Here is a 15,538-nt window from a genome sequence, read left to right on the forward strand (position 1 = left end):
TCGTCGCAGGTACACCTTTTGAGGCTCAGGAAGTCAAGGGCGCGCACCCGAAAAGTCCCGCCGGCAGGACCACAATTGCGCCTGCGCGGTAGAGTGCCGCACCAAACCCGCTCATTTCGCTGATCAAAGTCACGCTGACTGCGTTCTGAGACAGGATCGCCACCCCTTGTGGCAGGTCGTTCAGAAACGCGGAGTCAGGGAACATGACCAATGCAGCGGGTGCCGCGTCGGATACCAGCATGACACCTGCCAGAACGGCAAGCCATCCGATGAGAACGGCAAAGCCTATAAGGACAATCTTAGTAATCATGCACATGTTCCAATTGTGCGGGACCCGCCGCAATCGCGCGCAACTGATCCATCAGGTCCGACAGCTTGACCCATAACAAATGCCGATAATCCTCGTATCCTTGCCGTGCAAAGCTGAATATTGCTCCGTCCATTGTGGTTTGGTCGGAAATTACAGTCAGCATGATGTCATCATTGCCTGCGATTTCAACGACATCCACGCCGTATCCTGCCATAACCGCCAAGAGCCTCGTCAACGCACGGTACCGGGTCGTTTCGATTTCCGTACCCTTGTCGGTTCGCCCAATTACGGTAATACCATCCAAGCCGTTCAGGAAACCAAGGTCCGGACCTGTGACAATCATCCGCAGGGTCAATTCGTCGGCACCCGTCGCGGCAACAGCCGCAGAAATCACCCCCGCATAGGCGGATTTGGCCCCATATTCAGCACCCAGCGCAAAGCGGCGTTCACGGTCGCGCAAGGCATCCGTGGCGGCAAGATATAGCGCGGCACGATCGCCGTCGAAATCCCATTTATACCACGGCACCTGCTGCAAAAATGCTGCGTAATCGGCGGCCTGGCCTGCGGACAGATCATCCAGCGGTGTATGTGCTGACCCACGCAAAAGGGTGAAAACACGACCTATGGTTTCTTCATATGCAGCCTTTAGCGCCAGTTCGGCGGTAAAGCTGACACCGATCACATAGACCAGCTGTTTGGTTTCGCCATCCACTCCCCCATGTGACGCTGCCTGTTTCTTCAAAGCACAAAGCGACGACCAATAGGTGCGCACGGCGCGAAAATAGCCGAAATCATGGGGATCGTCTGTTTGGATCACCCGCGCGTAATCGTCATAGGCATGCACGATGTGCCATTCGGGATAGGTCAGCAATGTACGCGCCTCTGCCCGGTGATGTTCCGGGGGCAAAAGGGACGTATAGCTGTTTTCGACCGTGTCGCCACGACAGCCAAATTCGACCCACGCCACAGGCAAAAGCAATGCTGCGATCAAAAAGCCCGCACTGATCGCAATCCGCAGCAGCCATTTGCCCAGTCGACGGATCATGCGCGGTCCAGCTTCCAGACTGACAACAGAGCAAAGCCGCCAAGTGCGATATGCGGCAGGTTCGCAAGGATACGGAATATCGTGAACGACATCCCCTCTGACGCGTTGGTGAAGATGCCAAGGTCAAGATAACCATAGCCGGTGAAGAACCCGAACACCCCATCGCCCAGATAAAGCGCGCCGAAGATCAACAGAAACATCCGCGATGCACGATGCGAGATCAAAGCCGCGGCCAGCGCCCAAAGCGCCGAAGCGACATGCAGCGCATCATCAAATATATCGAGGGCAAAGATGCCGAAAGCGCGGCCATCAGCATCGGTCAGACCGGGAATATAGTTCAGCGATGCGGCCCCCATCAGGGCCATAAAATAGCCGATCGCGATCTTTTGCAAAGTGGTCATAACTGCTCCAGATAGCTGTCCCAAAGGTTGTTTCGAAAGATCATGTCAGGGTCGAGGGCACGCTTGGCGGCGGCAAATGCAGCAGCGCGGGGATAGGCGCGTTCCAGTTGCGCAACGGTGGGGTGTGGGCGATATGGCAGATAGTACGCGCCGCCAATGGCGATGATCCCGTCCACCAGATCGCGGGTCATACGCGCCATGTCCGCCTCAGCCCGCGCGGTCATTTCCTGAGAAAACGACATGACAGCGGCGATGCGGGGAACCGTGGCATAAGACAGCCAGCTTTCCTTGTCGGTATTGATGAACCGCAGCGTGACGTTCAAGAACTCTTGGTATGACGACGGGATCACGTCGCGGCACAGCGTCAGAAAATCGGGAAACCTGTCAGGGGCCACAAAATATTCGTGCAAAATATCTGTTCGGGTGTCGTCGCGGTCATCCAGCGTGATCACCGGCTCATTTATCAACGAATTGCGCGTCGTCTCACCACCACCCAGCGATGTGCCAAGGTCTGTTTCGAACCACCAGCGCAGGTCCTTCATCCGCTCATTGCCCAGTTGTGCGCGGTACACATAGCTGGCGATTTTCGACATTGTGCCAGATCCGGACGCGGCAGGCAGATCAGATTGATCATCGGTAGCGCGATAGGTGATCATGAGCGCGTGTTTGAAAAACTCGGCGCGCGACACGTTCAGGCGTCCGTAGGCCATTGTGACTTCGGGATCTGCGAGGGCTTGAATAAAGGCGGTGCCAAAATCCTCGGCGGGCATTTCGGTGAATGATGGTTTGAGCCGGGTGTTTTGCTCCATCTCGACCACCATCGACACGATGGCACCGGTCAGGCCGTAGCCGCCCATGCTCTGATCAAAGAGCGTGCTGTTTTCAGTACGCGAACAGGTAACGAGCGACCCATCCGGGGTGATCAGGTCAATGGATTTGACCGTCGATCCCATCGGGCCAAACGGCACGGGCCAGCCATGGGCATTCACACAGAAAGTCGCCGCAACACCAAAATCATTGTTGGATTGCATGACCTTGGGCGAATATCCAATCGGATCAATCGCCTTGATCACCTGTGCCCAGCGGGCCCCGGCGTGGGCGCGGTATGTTCCTTGACTGGTGTCTGGCTCGATCAAGCCATTGTCAAACGTGATCGCATGACCGTCCAATGGGATCGCCTGACCGCCCATTGAATGACGCGCAGCACTTACATTGACCGGGCGACCATTCTCGCGTGCCTCTTTTATCTCGGCCCGAAGTGCCGCGACGAGGGTCTCGCCGGGGTCATCCTTGAGGATAATATGTTTGTGAACGGACGTCTGGCTCAACAGGCTGGCATCGTTAAGCGTGCCGGGTGGGTTTGCCGTGGCGGTCGATCCCGCGCCGTCCAATGTCGGATTATGCGATGCCAAACCGCGATAGCCAAGAGCACCCAACACCGCCCCTGACCCGAGCAATGCCGCCCTGCGAGTCCAATTCTTCATCCGCAAAATGCCTTTCCACAACTCTTATCACTGCTCAGTCTGGTGCAGAAAAGCCGCCATTGAAACGGGGTAATTCCATACCTTGAACAATGTTCATATATTTACTATCTGGACAGGTCAGGTGTGATTTAGGCTGAGCTTAGACCACTCTGATCAGGCCTAATTCTGGCGTCTCAACCTGAAAGTGCGGACTTTAGGGCCATATAGGACGCCTTTGGTGTGCGCCGGAGCGTTTCAAAATCGACATGTACCAAGCCAAACCGCTTTTCATAGCCTAGCGCCCACTCGTAATTGTCCATCAAAGACCAGACCATATAGCCCCTGAGGGGCACACCCGCCGCAATCGCTTCTTTGACCGCCGCGACATGGCTGCTCAGATAATCAATACGGGCCTGATCATTCACCACGTCATCCACCAAATGATCGTCATTTGCCATGCCATTTTCCGTAACATAAAGCGGCAATTCACCAGTGTATTCCTGCGCTGTTCTGATCAGAAAATCACGCAGCCCTTGTGGGTATATTTCCCACCCCATCTGAGTTTTGGGCAACGGGCCGGGGACCTCGTGATGTCCAGGCCAGGGGCCATCGTTGGGTGCGAGCATCTTGCGGGTGTAATAATTGATACCGCACCAGTCGACTTGCGATCCAATGGTGTCGAAATCGTCTTGCCAGCCGTCCGGCATATGTGGGCCCAGCCCTTCCATCACATTGTCCGGATAGCGGCCCTTAAAGACACCCTCCAGAAAGAAGCGGTTGTAATAGCCATCATAAAGCGCTGCCGCCTGCGTGGCTTGTGGCGTTTGATCGACGGGTGTTGCCCATTCCATGTTAAAAACCGCACCAAGGTTTTCCATGCCCAGTCCGCGCATCGTCTGGATTGCACTACCATGCGCCAGCAATACATGATGCATTGCCCGTGCCGTGGCACGAACGTCGCGCAATCCCGGCGCGTGATGGCCCAGAAAATGCGACAGCCACCCGACACACCAAGGCTCATTGATTGGGGCCACGCTGTACATCCGGTCGCCAATGCGCCCCATGATGGTTTCGGTGAAATCGGCGAACCACCCGGCAATATCACGGTTCCGCCAACCCCCCAGATCGGCCAGCGGTGACGGCAATTCCCAATGATAAAGAGTGGCACAGGGTTTTAGCCCGCGTTCCAGCATGGCGTCGGTCAGACGGTCGTAAAAATCCAGCCCCTCAGGGTTTGGCGTACCGCGACCCGTTGGCAACACACGCGCCCAACTGGTCGAGAATCGGTAACAATCAAACCCGGCCGCCGCAACCAGATCGAGGTCCTGTTCGTACAGGTGATAATGATCACAGCCTATATCGCCATTTTCCGCACGCACAACATTCCCAGGTGTCGCGGCAAAGCTGTCCCAGTGGGTCTTTCCAGCACCCCCATAGGCGTGGCCTTCGATCTGGTAACTGGACGTTGCGGCTCCGAACTGAAATCCGGCTGGAAAGTCTGAGCGTTTGAATTGCATTTCTTACCCCTGTACCAAGGCGTGCCGAGATACCGGTTCTGTTGAATAACCAACCGTCAAATCCACCTCGAGAAGACGCGTGACCGGTTCCATTGAAGGATCTTGAATATAATCAAGCAGCATTTTTGCACATTCGCGACCTGCATCGCGCACAGAAGACCGGGTGGCCGTAAAGATCGGTACCCCCTCACCGTTTTTGAGATACGACAGATCGTCGTCATGGGTAATGACCGACACATCCCGCCCCATTTTAAGCCCCGCATCTTCCAATGCCCGGCGCACGCCAATGGCCGAGATCATTGAAGAGGTCAAAAAAGCCGTTGGCGCAGCTGGTAGGCTCAGCATCTCGCGGGCCGAGCGATAGCCATAAATCTCGGTCATTTCCTCACTGCGCATGAGCGCTGGATCCGGGTCAATATGCCGATCCTTAAGGGCCTGCACATACCCATTTCGCCTGCGATGGGCGAAATCCATCTCTTCCAATCCATTGATCAAAGCGATGCGGCTGTGCCCCAGATCAAGCAGGAATTTCGTTGCCCGCTGAAACGCACTTTTGTTGTTCACGTCCAGCCACGAATACCCGCCCTCAATGTCCGAGGCGCGGCCATGCACCACGAAAGGCAATCCAATTTCATGTAAAAGTGCGATCCGCTGATCATTCATACGCGGGCCGTGAACGATAATTCCGTCCACTGTCCCCCGTGATTTCAGGTCGCGGTAAACCCGTTCTTCATCGCCATCTGGCACCAGCTTGAGAAGCGTATCATAACCACGCGCGGAATAGGTTTCGCCCGCACCGGCGATAAAGTCGCCAAAGACCGGATTGACCATTTCATGACCTGATGTGACCGGAATGACATGACCAATGGCCATCGCCCGCCCGGTGGCAAGGCTCTTGGCGCGCATGCTGGGCCTGTAGTCATACTGTTCTGCCGCCTGCTGCACCCTTGCGCGCGTGGCCTCGCTTACATCAGAATAGCCATTTAGCGCCCGGCTGACCGTAGTTTGCGATAGATTAAGAATTTCTGCCAGTCTCTTAAGGTTCATCTCTTACCGCCAAAGCGCTTTGGTTATTGCCCCTTTCTACGGACATCTCAGGATCAGGTCAAAGGAAAGTTTTGGGATGTCACCGAGTTGACAATCAAGATTTAGGCATACCTGCATGCAAGTACAATACATTTCCCTTGACGGACGCCAGTCAACTTGTGATTATCCCGCCATCCAAAGCGCTTTGGCTAGATCCGAATCGCCACTAAATAATCTGCGCGCAGCGCAATTTGGGAGGAACACATGAAACGAGTACTTTATGCGGGTGCCGCTACTTTGGCTTTGGCCTCTGGCATGGTCCATGCGGACGGACATTTGGCCGGCGAACAGGTGACAGTATTTGGTCCGTGGCTTGGCCCAGATCAGGTGAACGTCGAAGCCGTGTTGGCCGAATTTGCAAAAGCCACGGGCGCAGATGTGCGCTATGTTGGTTCTGACAGCTTTGAACAGCAAATTCGCGTTGATACCGAAGCGGGATCAGCCCCAAACATCGCCGTCTTTCCACAGCCCGGCTTGGCCGCTGACCTTGCCGCCTCAGGCTTTTTGACGCCTCTTACCGCTGACACCGACGACTGGGTCCGCGAAAACTATGCGGCCGGTCAATCCTGGGTCGATCTGGGAACATTTGCCGGGGCCGATGGCGCAGAGGCACTTTACGGTTTTTTCTACAAGGTCGATGTAAAGTCTTTGGTATGGTATTCACCTGAGAACTTTGAGGATGCGGGTTACGAAGTCCCAACCTCCATGGAAGACCTCAAAGCACTGACAGATCAGATTGTGGCCGATGGCGGCACGCCGTGGTGTATCGGTCTGGGGTCTGGCGGCGCGACGGGCTGGCCTGCGACCGATTGGGTCGAGGACATGATGCTGCGCACACAATCCCCCGCGGATTATGATGCCTGGGTGTCAAACGAGATGAAGTTCAACGATCCAAAGGTGGTCGCGGCGATTGAAGAATTTGGCGCGTTTGCCCGCAATGACGCCTACGTTGCTGGTGGTGCCGGTGCGGTCGCATCCACCGACTTCCGCGACAGCCCAAAAGGGTTATTCAGCTCGCCACCGCAGTGCTACATGCACCGTCAGGCGTCATTTATCCCGGCGTTCTTTCCTGAAGGTACGGTTGTTGGTGAAGACGCCGATTTCTTCTACTTCCCGGCCTATGCGGACAAGGACCTCGGCTCCCCTGTCTTGGGGGCGGGCACCGTTTGGGGCATCACGAACGATAGTCCTGGCGCACAGGCATTGATTGAATGGCTGCGCGAACCCATCGCGCATGAAACTTGGATGGCACGCCAAGGCTTTCTGACGCCACACAAAGGCGTGGACACCAGCGTGTTCAGCGATCCAACCTTGAAAAAGATGAACGACATCCTGTTGGGCGCGACCACATTCCGCTTTGACGGGTCAGACCTGATGCCGGGTGGTGTTGGTGCGGGCTCGTTCTGGACCGGGATGGTTGACTATGCGGGCGGTAAAGATGCCACTGAAGTCGCGACCCAAATCCAAAACTCTTGGGACGCCCTGAAGTAAGCGGGGCACACAAAAACGAACAATCCGGGCGATATGACCCCGGATTGTTCCACCACTTCATGACAGTCTCGGGGAGGGGATCATGCATCCAGCGCTACAAGGTCTGATGACCATTTTTATCGGTGTTGGTGGCTGTGTTGGGTATTTCTATTTTTCCAATCAGTTGCTCGACAAGGTGCTGTTTCCGCCGCGAGGTCCGAACGCCGGACGCAACATCAATCAGGCGAATATGATCCGTCCCTGGTTGTTTCTTGCGCCTGCTATGATCGCCCTTGGGCTCTATCTTGCCTACCCGGTGATTGAAACGATCCGCCTGTCAGTGACAGAGCGTATTCCGGGCGGTGGCTACAAGTTCGTTGGTCTTGCCAACTATACTCAAATGCTGGGTGAGCCAAAGTTTTGGGAGGCCCTCAAGAACAACTTCCTCTGGCTGATTATTGTACCCGCATTTTCAACGGCTTTCGGGCTTTTGGCGGCACAGCTCACTGATCGCATCCGGTGGGGCAACATCGCAAAATCACTGATATTTATGCCGATGGCTATTTCGTTTGTGGGCGCTGCCGTTATCTGGAAACTCGTCTATGACACGCGGCCCGTTGATCAAGACCAGATTGGTGTTCTTAACGCGATCTATCTGGCCTTTGGTGGCGATGAGCCGCAACAATGGTTGACGATACCGCTGTGGAATTCATTCTTTCTGATGGCTGTACTGATTTGGATCCAGACAGGATTTGCCATGGTGATCCTGTCCGCCGCCCTGCGCGGTATTCCAGAGGAAACGATTGAGGCTGCAATTGTGGATGGGGCCAACCCGATGCAGGTGTTTTTCAAGATCAAAGCCCCCCAGATCATCCCCACAATCGTTGTAGTGTGGACAACGATCACCATCGTCGTGCTCAAGGTGTTCGACATCGTTTACGCCATGACCAATGGGCAGTGGGAAACGCAGGTTTTGGCAAACTACATGTATGACAAAATGTTCCGTGCCAATGATTGGGGCGTGGGGTCGGCGTCGGCCATGGTGATCATGCTGTTGGTGACGCCGATCCTGGTCTGGAACGTCTATAGCGCACGCAAAGAAATGCGCTGAGGGAAAGGGCAAAACAATGGATAATATTGCAGGAACAAAATCGAGCCTGACTTGGGCCGTTCACATCTCGGTTGCCGTGCTGGTGATGTTGTGGCTCTTTCCGACTGTCGGTTTGTTGGTGTCATCATTTCGCACCTCCGACCAGATTGCGACCTCGGGCTGGTGGAACTCCATGTTTCCATCGGAACAGAACCTGACATTGCGATCCGCAGACCCGGAAACGCAGCTCTTGATAGACGGCGTATATGTGATTGAAGGGAATCTCTTTGGCGAGTCCAGCGATGCAGAGATTTCCGCATGGGGCCTGTCGTCCCGCGAGATCGACACCTACGTCCCAGGAGATACGGCCGAGCTTAACAAAGGCGGTACGGTCACGGTTCAGGCCAACGGCGACTACCGTATGGAAAACGCCGAAGAATTCACGGGCAGCAGGGGCACACGGGTATTTGTGACCGCCAAGACGCCCCCGGAATTCACCTTGGAAAACTATCAAAAAGTGCTGTTTGATCCAACAAATCGGGAAGGCATGGCAAAGGCATTCTTCAACACGCTGACAGTAACGATTCCGGCGACGATCATCCCGATCCTGATTGCGGCCTTTGCCGCTTATGCGTTGGCCTGGATGGATTTTCCGGGTCGTGCGCTGCTGATCGCAGCTGTGGTTGGGCTTTTGGTGGTGCCGTTACAATTGGCGCTGATCCCGCTTTTGAAGCTCCACAACGAGGTTGGCATCGGCAAGGGTTATCTTGGCGTCTGGCTGGCACACACTGGATTTGGCCTGCCGCTGGCGATTTATCTGTTGCGCAACTACATGGTGGGCCTGCCCCGCGATATCATCGAGAACGCACGCGTGGACGGAGCAACTGATTTTCAGGTTTTTGTGAAAATCATCCTGCCCCTGTCCTTTCCGGCCCTCGCCTCTTTTGCGATTTTTCAGTTCCTCTGGACGTGGAATGACCTGCTTGTCTCGCTGGTGTTCCTGATCGATTCAACCGGGGAAACCACGGTGATGACCAAACAAATCGTTGAGCTGTTGGGCACCCGTGGCGGTAATTGGGAAATTCTGGCGACATCGGCCTTTGTCTCAATCGCTGTGCCGTTGGCGGTTTTCTTTGCCATGCAAAAATATCTGGTCCGGGGCCTGCTGGCCGGGTCCGTCAAGTAAGCGAAAGACATGCGGATGAACATGACTGTAAAACCAAACACCGTTGAAACAGCCGTGGTCGATCAAGACTGGTGGCGTGGCGCGGTCATCTATCAGATCTACCCACGCAGTTTTCAGGACAGCGATGGTGACGGTATTGGCGACCTCAAAGGCATCGTGCAACGCCTGCCCTATATCGCGTCACTTGGAGTGAATGCGATTTGGATTTCGCCATTCTTTACCTCTCCGATGAAGGATTTTGGGTATGACGTAAGCGATTACTGTGATGTCGATCCGATGTTTGGCAAACTGGCCGATTTCGATGAAATGATTGCCACCGCGCATGATCACGGCGTCAAAGTGATGATCGACCTGGTGCTGTCGCATTCATCCGACCAACATCCCTGGTTCGCACAAAGCCGACTGGACCGAGAAAACGACAAGGCAGATTGGTATGTCTGGGCTGATCCAAAACCCGATGGAACAGCCCCGAACAACTGGCTGTCGATCTTCGGTGGGCCGGCGTGGCACTGGGACCCCCGGCGCGAACAGTATTACCTGCATAATTTTCTGAGCAGTCAGCCTGATCTAAATTTGCACACACCCGCCGTGCAAGATGCCCTGCTGGATGCAACCCGTTTCTGGTTGAACCGGGGCGTAGATGGATTTCGGCTTGATACCATCAACTTTTACTTTGCCGACAAGCAGCTGCGCGATAATCCTGCCCTGCCCCCTGAAAAACGCAATGCCAACATCGCGCCGTCGGTCAATCCTTACAACCACCAGCAACATATCTATTCCAAGAACCAACCTGAGAACCTTGCCTTTTTGCGCCGCTTTCGCGCGCTGCTGGATGAATATCCCGGCAAGGCCGCAGTGGGCGAAGTGGGTGATGCACAGTTCGGGCTGGAGATTTTGGGCCAATACACAAGTGGCGATGAGTTTGTTCACATGTGCTATGCTTTCGAGCTTTTGGCCAAGGAAAAACCAACTGCGGAACGGATCGCGGAAGTGTTCGCCAAGGTCGCGGATGTTGCCGCCGACGGGTGGGCCTGCTGGGCGTTTTCAAACCATGACGTCATGCGCCATGCCAGCCGGTGGGCTCTGTCCCCCGCAGCACAACGCCTGTTTGTGACAATGCTGATGTGCCTGCGCGGTTCTGTCTGTCTGTACCAAGGTGAAGAATTGGGCCTGCCCGAAGCCGACATCGCATTCGAGGACCTGCAAGATCCCTATGGCATTGAATTCTGGCCGGAATTCAAAGGCCGCGACGGCTGCCGCAGCCCCATGGCCTGGGAGCTGTCCAATCAAAACGGCGGGTTCACCACTGGCAAGCCATGGCTGCCGGTCAGCCCTGAACATCTGAACCTCTCTGTTGCTGCGCAAGAGGCAGACCCCTCGGCAATGTTGCACCATTATCGAAAGGCCATTGGCTTGCGTCAATCAAACGCCGTGCTGGCCAAAGGATCGTTATCAAATCTGACAGTCAAAGACGACGTCCTGAGTTTTTCGCGCATATTGGGCAGCGAAGAGGTGTTCTGTGCTTTCAATCTCTCCGAGGCCCCGGCGACCGTTGACCTGCCCACAGATAACTGGGCCAATCTGGCCCCCGATATGGACACTGCCGAAACGGACAAAGGCGGGACAATTGCCCTTGCCCCTTGGCAGGCATGCATCAGCAAACGATCCATTGATCAAAAGGAAACGTAAATGGCCAATCTCAAGTTGACCCAAGTTGCCAAAACCTATGGCAACGTCGAAGTCCTCAAGAATATCAATCTGGATATTACCACAGGCGAACTCATCGTGTTTGTGGGGCCATCAGGGTGCGGCAAATCCACCCTGCTGCGGATGATTGCAGGTCTGGAAAAGATCTCTGGCGGGACGTTGGAAATTGACGGTCAAGTGGTCAACAATGTGCCCCCGTCTGAACGTGGCATTGCGATGGTATTTCAGTCTTACGCTCTTTACCCCCACATGACAGTGCGCGACAACATGGCCTTTGCTCTGAAGCTTGCCAAGAAAAGCCCTGCGGATATTGATGCGGCGATTAAGCGGGCGGCGGACAAGCTGCAACTGACCGAATATCTGGACCGTTTGCCCAAGGCATTGTCTGGCGGTCAACGGCAGCGCGTTGCAATCGGCCGTTCGATTGTGCGTGACCCAAAGGTCTATTTGTTTGACGAACCGCTGTCGAACCTCGATGCGGCACTGCGTGTCGCGACCCGCATCGAAATTGCGCAGCTCAAAGAGCAGATGCCAGATTCAACCATGATTTATGTTACCCATGATCAGGTCGAGGCGATGACCCTTGCCAGTCGCATTGTTGTTTTGGCTGACAAGGGCATCGCCCAGGTTGGCACGCCATTGGACTTGTATGAACGTCCCGAAAACGAATTTGTGGCCCAGTTCATTGGCTCACCTGCAATGAACCTGTTGCCGGGCGAGGTGGTCAAGACCGGTGTGCAAACAACAGTGAAACTTGACGGCGGCGGCACGGCGGTCTCTGCCGTCAAAACTGAAAAGGACGACATGGGCATACGCGTGAACATCGGGGTCCGGCCAGAAGACCTTGTCAGGGCTTCTGGTGATTTCTTGTTCGAAGGTGTCGTGAATTTCACCGAAGCGTTAGGCGAAGTCACTTTGCTATATTTTGAAGAACAGGACGCGGGCAATGCCGTGATTGGCAAGCTTCCCGGCGTGCACAACAATGTGCGCGGCACCTCAATCCGCCTTAACGCAGTCCCTGAAAAGGTGCAGGTGTTCCACAACGGACAGTCGCTTGTTTATCGTTAGGCATCAGCTCGCTGTCATGGCGGCCCAGTTGCGGCGAACATAGAAGTGGGTAACTGGTATCTCAGCACCCTTTTTCATCATGCCAGAACTTTGGCTCACTACCATCTTCTAAAGGCCAGTGTAATCGTCACAGTGGCCCTTACTGGCTATTCATTGCATCTACTGTAGACGTAGCGCAGCATTCGCATTGCGACCATTCGTGCACATTGCAGCATTTAAGGCGGGCCAATTCACACAACACTGACAAAGCATCAGTTGGTATGCATCGCGACAAAGTCTGCTTTCGAAACTTAACGCCATGGATGACGGGTTGCCGCTGTCGGGATCAATCAATTCTATTACCGACACGATGCTCCAAGTTGTTTCACAGGTGTCAGTCTTCCATTGCTTTAAGCAACTGGGGCAGACGCCTGCCTTGTAGCATCACGTGTTTGCGCATTAAATTGTTGGCATCCATGCCGCGCTGCTTGAGGATCGCGTTGTCTATCTCGGTGTGTTCGCGCATCGATTTATCAAGACGCCCAATCACTTCGTATGGCATCAGACGATATACGTTTATCCTTCACGGTCTACTCCGTCGTGATGCGCTCTGTCTTCAAGGACCCACCCATCTGGGGCGACCTTCTGACCGTGCTCAGCAACATCTGGCTGGTCTTTTTTTGCGCTGGCCTTGACGGTGCGGGACAAGGACCACATCGCACTCGACATGATTTACAATTGGTTGCCCCGAAAGCGGCGTTCCTGGTCCAGCAGTTCTGGACCGCCGTGATCTTCTGCCTCGGGATCGTGATGATCGTCTGGGGGATCGAGGCGGTGGCGACCATGGGCGGCAAGTACTGGGAGATGTGGTATTTTGCCTGGTAAGATGGCGGCATTGTCTTCAAGCCCAACTACATGCCAAAAATATGCCATCGCGATCGTGCCAATCTGCGGCTTCCTCGTATGCGTGGCCGCGATTGCCTCGATCTTAGAGGACAGCTTACGCCTGAAAGCGGGAATCTACCGTCAATCTCGTGACACCGTGCCGGACAACTAGCGGCCCAAGTCAGAACATCTGGACTACTAGCTTTGCGGACGTTCCCTTGTATCGCAGAAGCCGTCACTGTGGGCTCGCACTTCGCCTGCGCCGCAACTTGATCCTGGGCCTTTTCCAAATTGGCGAACGTCAAGTACCGTCCGCCAACATGGTTTAGATGTCGATGCGCTCGGCAATACTAAAAGCATCTTCCAACTCGACGCCGGGGTAACGCACCGTGCTATCGACCTTCGTGTAGCCAAGCAAAAGTTGTACAGCGCGAAGGTTGCCCATCTTGCGGTAGATTTCTGCAGCTTTGGTCCGTCGAAGTGAATGGGCGCGGTAGTCACTCTATTCCAATCCGATCGTTGTCACCCAATCGCGGACAAGCCGACCATACTGACGAGTTGAGATATGCGAGCGGTCGCGAAAGCGGTTCGCGGACATGAAGCGGCACCCGATCATCTTGGGTGATCTATCCCACGCAATGACGGTATCGCGGGTGGTTTCGGTTAGTTCGAACTGAATAAGCTTTTTGGTCTAGCTTTGGATCACCGGAGCCGGTTCGCGAACGCGATCATCTTTGCCCAAAGTGTCGAACGCTTCACATTCACCAATGTCCGCATTTTCAGTTAGGGATAAGAAAGGTTGCAAAGCTTTTCATTATAGATGTAGATACATGATGTAGCCACATCAAATTGGATTAACCATGATGGATCAGTGCATCTTTACCGCCGTGAGGAAGGCAAATCGCGTTCTATTTCGGCACTACCAAGATGCTCTGTCCGAAACAGGCATCAGCATCGTGCAACTCTCTATTCTTCGGGCGCTCGAAAGGAATGGAGCGGTTACTTTGTCTCGGCTGGCCGATGACCTAGCGATGGAGCGCACGTCGCTATACCGGACAATCGAGCCTCTGATTGAAAGCGGTGCTGTGCAGGTGGAAAATGCCCCGACGGGGAAATCAAAAATCGCAAAGCTGACCGCTGTGGGGCACGACACAATTGAGCGTGTCATGCCGTTTTGGGCGCAGGCACAAAAGCAGGTTCTGAACGAACTGGCATTATCTGAGCTCCCCGAATTTCGACGCGCACTGAACGCAATCGCAAGATTATCGTCCTGAAGTGGGGCGTTCTATAATCAATCGTGCCGGTCTGGCTTGGCTTTTGCTTGGACTGATTTGGGGCACGAATTTCGTGTTCATCAAATGGTCAACCGAGACCGTCACCCCAATGCAGGTTGCACTGGTGCGTGTTATTGCCGGGTTCCTGACAGTTGCGGCCTACGCGTTGATCACGAGACAGCTAAAGCTTTCGCATTTGAGGCATAGCATCCATTTTGTCGTAATGGCCTGTCTTGCTGCCGCGCTCTATTTCTACGGCTTTGCCGAAGGAACGGCTCTTTTGGAATCGGGTTTGGCAGGCGCGGTCAGTGCATCAATTCCACTCTTTTCACTTCTTGCGGCTGTTCTGTTCCTTCCTGAAGAGAAGCTAACCATCAATCGAGTTCTGGGTTTGCTCGTTGGTTTGATTGGTGTGACCCTGATTGCGAAACCGTTTTCGGGCGGCCTCGGCGACAGCTACGTGCTAGGCGTGTTATGGATGATGCTTGGGTCGTTCAGCCTGGGTGTGTCCTTTGTCTATGCCCGCAAGTTTGTAACACCGCTCGACCTACAGCCTGCCGCACTCACAACCTATCAGCTTGGCTTTGCCGCGCTGATCTTGTTGGCTATCACGGACAAAGCCGGGCTTGGTGCGCTCTACGATGATCAAACCTCATTTGCGGTTCTGGTCTTTGGCCTGGGCTTCTTGGGAACAGGATTGGCCTATGTGTTGTACTATTACGTCATTGGCGAGCTTGGTGCGGTGCGTGCGTCGGCACTGACCTATGTCCCGCCAGTCGTCGCTCTCGTTCTTGGTGCTTTGTTTCTCGGTGAGGCTATTGTTGCTTTTGATTACCTTGCTACGGCACTTATCTTTGTGGGTGTCATACTGGTCAACAAACGTCCAAAGTCGCAAAGCTGACTTTGGTCGAACGGCTGGTTTGTCCCGCAACCTGAAATTCCCACCTCAAAAAATGCTGCGCGATGCTCGAATGACCGGAATCGCCGCTGTGTCGCAATACGTGAATCTGCGCGTGTGCAGAGAAATTCGTGTTGCGAGCGCGTACAGCGAGAAAAT

15 protein-coding genes and 1 pseudogene are annotated in these 15,538 nt (G+C 54.5%); 8 read left to right on the forward strand and 8 right to left on the reverse strand.

Annotated elements, in window-relative coordinates; all coding sequences use genetic code 11:
* Positions 1-25 precede the first annotated feature (25 nt).
* The 6 genes from ACEWL3_RS01310 to ACEWL3_RS01335 all read right to left on the reverse strand — a co-directional run bounded on the left by ACEWL3_RS01310 (position 26) and on the right by ACEWL3_RS01335 (position 5,783).
* Positions 26-310, reverse strand: a complete 285-nt coding sequence (locus ACEWL3_RS01310) for a hypothetical protein (protein ID WP_386177232.1) — start codon at positions 308-310, stop codon at positions 26-28.
* Entirely contained in the window at positions 300-1,355 is a 1,056-nt protein-coding gene (locus tag ACEWL3_RS01315) for a hypothetical protein (RefSeq protein WP_386177233.1), read from the reverse strand. The genes ACEWL3_RS01310 and ACEWL3_RS01315 overlap by 11 nt, the downstream gene beginning before the upstream one ends.
* Complete coding sequence (locus tag ACEWL3_RS01320; protein ID WP_386177234.1) at positions 1,352-1,756, reverse strand: hypothetical protein; 405 nt, start codon at positions 1,754-1,756, stop codon at positions 1,352-1,354. The genes ACEWL3_RS01315 and ACEWL3_RS01320 overlap by 4 nt, the downstream gene beginning before the upstream one ends.
* Positions 1,753-3,240 carry an FAD-binding oxidoreductase gene (locus ACEWL3_RS01325; RefSeq protein WP_386177235.1) on the reverse strand — a complete coding sequence of 496 codons (1,488 nt, stop codon included), beginning with the start codon at positions 3,238-3,240 and terminating at the stop codon, positions 1,753-1,755. The genes ACEWL3_RS01320 and ACEWL3_RS01325 overlap by 4 nt, the downstream gene beginning before the upstream one ends.
* Positions 3,241-3,413: 173 nt before the next feature.
* Positions 3,414-4,736, reverse strand: coding sequence for a GH1 family beta-glucosidase (locus tag ACEWL3_RS01330; protein ID WP_386177236.1), 1,323 nt, complete (start codon positions 4,734-4,736; stop codon positions 3,414-3,416).
* A gap of 3 nt (positions 4,737-4,739) precedes the next feature.
* Entirely contained in the window at positions 4,740-5,783 is a 1,044-nt protein-coding gene (locus ACEWL3_RS01335) for a LacI family DNA-binding transcriptional regulator (protein WP_386177237.1), read from the reverse strand.
* Between the two features lie 243 nt (positions 5,784-6,026).
* Between ACEWL3_RS01335 and ACEWL3_RS01340 the strand changes: the two genes are divergently transcribed.
* From ACEWL3_RS01340 to ACEWL3_RS01360, 5 genes are all read left to right on the forward strand, one after another.
* Positions 6,027-7,313, forward strand: a complete 1,287-nt coding sequence (locus tag ACEWL3_RS01340) for an ABC transporter substrate-binding protein (protein WP_386177238.1) — start codon at positions 6,027-6,029, stop codon at positions 7,311-7,313.
* 82 nt (positions 7,314-7,395) lie between these two features.
* Entirely contained in the window at positions 7,396-8,403 is a 1,008-nt protein-coding gene (locus ACEWL3_RS01345) for a carbohydrate ABC transporter permease (RefSeq protein ID WP_386177239.1), read from the forward strand.
* Positions 8,404-8,419: 16 nt separating this feature from the next.
* On the forward strand, positions 8,420-9,568 hold the full coding sequence (locus ACEWL3_RS01350) for a carbohydrate ABC transporter permease (protein WP_386177240.1): 1,149 nt from the start codon (positions 8,420-8,422) through the stop codon (positions 9,566-9,568).
* A 15-nt stretch (positions 9,569-9,583) separates the two neighbouring features.
* Positions 9,584-11,257, forward strand: a complete 1,674-nt coding sequence (locus ACEWL3_RS01355) for an alpha-glucosidase (protein WP_386177241.1) — start codon at positions 9,584-9,586, stop codon at positions 11,255-11,257.
* Positions 11,258-12,343: an ABC transporter ATP-binding protein gene (locus ACEWL3_RS01360; RefSeq protein ID WP_386177242.1), complete on the forward strand. Its 1,086-nt coding sequence runs from the start codon at positions 11,258-11,260 to the stop codon at positions 12,341-12,343.
* Positions 12,344-12,716: 373 nt separating this feature from the next.
* On the opposite strand, the gene ACEWL3_RS01365 is transcribed toward ACEWL3_RS01360, so the two are convergent.
* A complete protein-coding gene (locus ACEWL3_RS01365; RefSeq protein ID WP_435000478.1) occupies positions 12,717-12,848 on the reverse strand; it encodes a hypothetical protein in 132 nt (43 codons plus the stop codon).
* A 29-nt stretch (positions 12,849-12,877) separates the two neighbouring features.
* Here ACEWL3_RS01365 and ACEWL3_RS01370 point away from each other — a divergent pair, with 29 nt between their 5' ends.
* A complete protein-coding gene (locus ACEWL3_RS01370) occupies positions 12,878-13,207 on the forward strand; it encodes a TRAP transporter small permease subunit (RefSeq protein WP_386177244.1) in 330 nt (109 codons plus the stop codon).
* A gap of 325 nt (positions 13,208-13,532) precedes the next feature.
* On the opposite strand, the pseudogene ACEWL3_RS01375 reads toward ACEWL3_RS01370, so the two are convergent.
* Positions 13,533-13,949, reverse strand: a pseudogene (locus ACEWL3_RS01375) (tyrosine-type recombinase/integrase); the annotation flags it as partial.
* A 118-nt stretch (positions 13,950-14,067) separates the two neighbouring features.
* On the opposite strand from ACEWL3_RS01375, the gene ACEWL3_RS01380 reads away from it, so the two are divergent.
* Positions 14,068-14,481, forward strand: a complete 414-nt coding sequence (locus ACEWL3_RS01380) for a MarR family winged helix-turn-helix transcriptional regulator (protein WP_386177245.1) — start codon at positions 14,068-14,070, stop codon at positions 14,479-14,481.
* 1 nt (position 14,482) lies between these two features.
* Positions 14,483-15,382, forward strand: coding sequence for a DMT family transporter (locus tag ACEWL3_RS01385; protein ID WP_435000479.1), 900 nt, complete (start codon positions 14,483-14,485; stop codon positions 15,380-15,382).
* The last annotated feature ends 156 nt before the right edge of the window (positions 15,383-15,538 follow it).

The sequence above is a fragment of the Sulfitobacter sediminivivens genome, assembly GCF_042611115.2.
In the GTDB taxonomy this organism is placed as follows: Bacteria; Pseudomonadota; Alphaproteobacteria; order Rhodobacterales; family Rhodobacteraceae; genus Sulfitobacter; species Sulfitobacter sediminivivens.